This is a genomic window from uncultured Campylobacter sp., assembly GCF_937890585.1.
Classification (GTDB): domain Bacteria; phylum Campylobacterota; class Campylobacteria; order Campylobacterales; family Campylobacteraceae; genus Campylobacter_A.
Window position 1 is genome coordinate 1 of record NZ_CALACG010000112.1, and the last position, 4,691, is coordinate 4,691.

The window sequence follows — 4,691 nt, forward strand, 5'->3', positions numbered from 1 at the left end:
GTCGGCAGCGTCAGATGTGTATAAGAGACAGGGGCTTGAGTGGCTATGCTGCAAAGGGCAGGAAAATGACGACTTGAGCGCTGAGTTTAACTGCTGGGACTATCCTGATCTAAACACTTGATATAAGAAATTTTAAGCTCGTTTGAGCTTAAAATTTACTTTAACATAAATGCTATCGGAAAGCGAAGATAGCGGTCTTCTTTTGGTTTTGGAAACTCGGAGCTTGCTTTTTACTCACCTTTAGTAAGTGACTAAGATGCTCATATATGTCGCAATAAACATTAAGCAAATTTAACTAGCTTAGTACGGTTTAAACGGTAGAAAAACTAACTCTCAAGTCCTAAATTTGCTCTATATTCTTCGTATGTGTCTTTAAAATCAACTACTTCGCCATTACCTTTTAGGTGTAAAATTCTATTTGCAAAGGCGTCTATCAGCTCCCTGTCGTGGCTCACGCAGATGACTGAGCCATTGAAGTTGTAAAACGCCTCGCCAAGTGCGATGATAGCCTCAAGATCAAGGTGGTTGTTTGGCTCGTCCATGACAAGTAAATTTGGTCTATGAAGCATGAGCTGAGCTAGTCTTACTCGGTGTTTTTCGCCACCGCTTAGTGCGCCTACTGCTTTTTCTTGCTCAGCACCACTAAAGAGCATCCTGCCAAGGCACTTTCTGATCTCGTCGATGTCCTTGTTTTTGGCATCTTGCAAGTATTCATAAAGCTTTAGCTCGCCATCTATCTTATTTACCGTATCTTGCGCAAAATATCCCAGCTCGATGGTCGCACCTATATGCGCTTCGCCAGCGTCAGGCTTTATCTCTCCCATTATGATCTTACAAAGTGTGCTTTTACCAACGCCGTTATGACCGATGATAGCTAGTTTGTCGCCCTTTTCAAGCTTAAAGTTAAAGTTTTCAAATATCACTTTATCATCAAATTTCTTGCTTACATTTTTAAGCTCTATTAGCTCGTTTCCTATCTCGCGGTTTGCACGAAATAGTATGCTTGGATCACGTCTGCTTGATACTGCGATCTCGGCGATATCTAATTTTTCAAGCTGCTTTGCGCGTGAGGTCGCCTGCTTTGCCTTACTCGCATTTGCTGAAAATCTCGCGATAAATTTCTCCAGCTCCTCTTTCTCTTTTAGCTTCTTGTCACGCTCCATCTCATGTTGCTTTGCGATCAAATTTGCAGCCATATACCAGTCGTCATAGTTGCCTGAAAACTCGCGAATTTTCTTAAAATCCACATCTAAAATGTTTGTGCAAACTCTATTTAAAAAGTGCCTGTCGTGACTGATAACCACAAGTGTGCCCTCGTGGCGGTTTAGCTCATTTTCTAGCCATGCGATCGCATCTATATCAAGGTTGTTTGTCGGCTCGTCTAAGAACAAGATGTCTGGCTTTGGAAATAGCACCTGAGCTAGCAAAACCTTAACTTTATCTGAGTTTTCGACCTCGCTCATGAGCTTATCAAATTCATTTAGTCCAAGCGAGCTTAGGATTTTTTCTATCCTAGTCTCATACTCGTAGCTTGGATCCTCCTCAGCACTTATCATCTCAAGCTCGCTTAAGCGCTCGTTTATCTCATCTGTAAATTCCTCACTCATATAGAGCTTTTCTTTCTCTTTGACAGCGTCATATAGGCGTTTGTTGCCATAAAGCACCGCATCTTTTAGAGTGAAATTTTCAAACGCAAACTGGTCTTGCCCAAGCACGCCAACTTTTAGTCCATTTTCTATGACGATCTCGCCGCTAGTTGGCTCGATAGCTCCGCTTAAAATTTTTAAAAATGTCGATTTACCAGCGCCATTTGCACCGATTAGTCCGTATCTGTTGTGGCGATTTAGCTTTAAATTTACATCCTCAAATAGCAAACTGCTTGCAAATCTTTGAGTAAGTCCCCTAACTTCTAACATTATTTTTCCTTGAATTTATTTTTTGCGATTTTGCCTAAAATTTGATTAAAAAGCCATTTGCTACTTTAGCCTAAAATGCCCTGTGATCTTGTAGCTATAAAGTATGTTTTCTTCTTGCACGCCAGAGCCGATATTGTGGATGACAAGTGGTGTTTGGCCTTCAAATTTATCTGAGATCACGCCGATGTGAGGTAGATTTCTTGGTAGCATCCATGTGACGATATCCCCTGGCAGAAATTTATCATCACTCACCTCAAAACCTTTTCTTTTTAGATAGGTAGCGATGTTTAAAACACGCCTGTGATCGATGTTTTTATCAGCCTTTTTAAGGCCCCATTTTTTAGGATAGCTTGCGAAATTTCTACTCATATCTTCAAAAATGAGCCTTTGCAGATCCATATCTTGATGACGTAGCGCCCTTACTACAACATCGGTACAAACGCCCTTTTTGATATCCACATCACCCATTGGGTAGGCGAGCCGCTCATAGCTTGGATCGTAGTTTAGAGTCACGCCTATCTGCGACCTAGCGTCATTTACAAATTTACTCGCCGAAAAGGCAAAAATTTGCGTGGCAAAAAGAGCTAAAAGTAGAAATTTCTTCATTTTTTACTTTAAAAGCATGGTTTTTAAGATGCGTTTTCCTATCTCAACGCCTGGCTGATCGTAGGTGTTGATGCCTAGCATGATACCAGTGGCCGAGGTTAGTAGCTCGTAGTAAAAAATGAGCCAGCCAGCATGAAACTCATCAAGCCTCTCAAGCGTGATCGTATCGACACTTATGCCCTCTTGCACCAGCGCCATAGTCGTCGCGTCGCACTGCAAATTTATAAGCTCATTTAGGCTTAGACCCGCCACAAAATCGCACTCTTCAAGCCCTTTTAGACTCAAATTTGGTATAGTCTTGTCACTCGCGTGATCTTTTATCTTTATAAATGTCACACTCTTATCTTTTACGCCGTCCATGATAAGCTGCAAAAAGCTGTGCTGATCGCGGCTGCCGACAAGTCCAACTGGCGTAAGGCCGACCCTTTTATAGCCTCTTTTTTTACCAAGACTCTCAGCCCAAAGCTGCACGTACCAGTCGTTAAATTCAAAAAATCTATCGCAATAGCTAAAAATGACATTTATGCTGGCATTTCTGCTAGTGGCGTAGTGGTAGGCTTTAGCGACTATGGAGCTATCTTTTTGCTCGATGTATTGCTTCTTGCAAGCAAGCGCGCCCTCCAAAAGTGCCTTTATATCGTAGCCACAGATACCAAGAGGCACAAGGCCGATCGCACTTAGCACGCTAAATCTCCCTCCAACATTTTTTGGGATATTAAAAAATTTAATGCCATTTTCTTTGGCAAAATTTTCTAAATTTGTGCCTGGATCAGTTATGATGAGGAAATTTTTGCCTAAATTTTGAGGCTTAAAGTCATCAAGCAAGCACTTAAAAATAGTGATCGTCTCGATCGTGTTGCCTGATTTTGAGCTTATTACAAAAAGCGTCTCGTCAAATTTAACCCCATCAAGTGTGCTTTTGTAGCTACAAGGATCGACGTTATCTAAAAATAAAAGCTCTCTTTTTATCCCCTGTGTGCCATCAAGCATTGATTTTAGCGCCTTTACGCCAAGACTGCTACCGCCAATGCCAACAAGTACTACATTTTTGATATGAGCTAGCCCTTTTTCATACTCCTCTATCTCGCCAAGCAAATTTTGCCCAAGAGCTGGCAAGTGGTAGTAGCCTATCTCGCCGCTTTCGTACTCGTCGTTTATGCGTTTGGCATAGGAGTCGATGACCTCGCTGCTTGCAAAGTTAAATTTAAACGAAGTCTCTATCATTTACTGCGCTCGTAAAAGAAATTTGTAGCCTCGACAAAGCCATCGATGCTGCCGCAGTCAAACCTCTTGCCCTTAAATTTATAAGCTAGCACCATGCCATCTTTTGCCTGCGTTTTTAGTGCGTCTGTGATCTGAATTTCGCCGTTTTTGCCTGGTTTTGTTCGCTCTAAGATATTAAAAATATCTGGCGTTAAGATGTAGCGTCCTATTATCGCTAAATTTGTCGGAGCCTCGGCAGGATCGGGCTTTTCAACCATATCATCAACCATTATAAGATCATCTTCTATAAACCTACCACTTACGACGCCATAAGACTTGGTCTGCTCTTTTGGCACTTCCATCACAGCAACAACGCTGCAGCGGTACTTTTCATAAATTTTAACCATCTGCGAAAGCACGCCCTCGCCGTTTTCATTTATGCATAGATCATCTGCCAAAATGACTCCAAATGCTTCATCTCGAACTAGCGTTTTGCCTGTATAAATGGCGTGTCCAAGCCCTTTCATGGCATTTTGCCTAGTAAATGAAAATGTGCATGAGCTCATTAAATTTCTAACTTCGCTAAGCAGTGACTCTTTTGAGCTGCCTGCGATCTCTTTTTCTAGCTCGTAGCTGATGTCAAAATAGTCCTCAAGCGCCCTTTTTCCGCGTCCTGTGACAAAGGCCATATTGTCCATGCCAGCCTCAAGCGCCTCATCAACGCCGTAGTGAATGAGCGGTTTTGTAAGGATCGGTAGCATCTCTTTTGGGAGCGATTTTGTAGCTGGTAAAAACCTCGTTCCATATCCAGCCGCTGGAAATAGGCAAGTTTGTATCATTTTAGTCCTTCATGAAAAATTGCAAAATTCTACTATCTTTTCCTTAATAATATAAATTTGTCTGAATTTACAAGGCTTTAATTAGCAAATTGATAAGATTTTTAAAATTTTATAAAAAGAGTAAATT

General features: G+C 41.5%; 4 protein-coding genes. All 4 read right to left on the bottom strand.

Annotated elements, in window-relative coordinates; all coding sequences use genetic code 11:
- Positions 1-326: 326 nt before the first annotated feature.
- Genes Q0296_RS03170 through galU form a run of 4 tightly spaced genes read right to left on the bottom strand, consistent with a single transcriptional unit; the run spans position 327 to position 4,564 of the window.
- Positions 327-1,916 (bottom strand): ABC-F family ATP-binding cassette domain-containing protein, encoded by a 1,590-nt coding sequence (locus Q0296_RS03170; RefSeq protein ID WP_298036453.1) that lies wholly within the window; start codon positions 1,914-1,916, stop codon positions 327-329.
- A gap of 60 nt (positions 1,917-1,976) precedes the next feature.
- A complete protein-coding gene (locus Q0296_RS03175) occupies positions 1,977-2,522 on the bottom strand; it encodes a DUF1287 domain-containing protein (RefSeq protein ID WP_298036454.1) in 546 nt (181 codons plus the stop codon).
- Between the two features lie 3 nt (positions 2,523-2,525).
- Positions 2,526-3,746, bottom strand: coding sequence for a glucose-6-phosphate isomerase (locus Q0296_RS03180; RefSeq protein ID WP_298036456.1), 1,221 nt, complete (start codon positions 3,744-3,746; stop codon positions 2,526-2,528).
- A complete protein-coding gene (galU, locus tag Q0296_RS03185) occupies positions 3,743-4,564 on the bottom strand; it encodes a UTP--glucose-1-phosphate uridylyltransferase GalU (RefSeq protein ID WP_009294249.1) in 822 nt (273 codons plus the stop codon). The genes Q0296_RS03180 and galU overlap by 4 nt, the downstream gene beginning before the upstream one ends.
- Positions 4,565-4,691 lie beyond the last annotated feature (127 nt).

Coding starts and splice junctions, on each gene's coding strand:
- Q0296_RS03180 (WP_298036456.1), bottom strand. CDS start 3,746: ATGATAGAGACTTCGTTTAAATTTAACTTTGCAAGCAGCGAGGTCATC.
- Q0296_RS03175 (WP_298036454.1), bottom strand. CDS start 2,522: ATGAAGAAATTTCTACTTTTAGCTCTTTTTGCCACGCAAATTTTTGCC.
- galU (WP_009294249.1), bottom strand. CDS start 4,564: ATGATACAAACTTGCCTATTTCCAGCGGCTGGATATGGAACGAGGTTT.
- Q0296_RS03170 (WP_298036453.1), bottom strand. CDS start 1,916: ATGTTAGAAGTTAGGGGACTTACTCAAAGATTTGCAAGCAGTTTGCTA.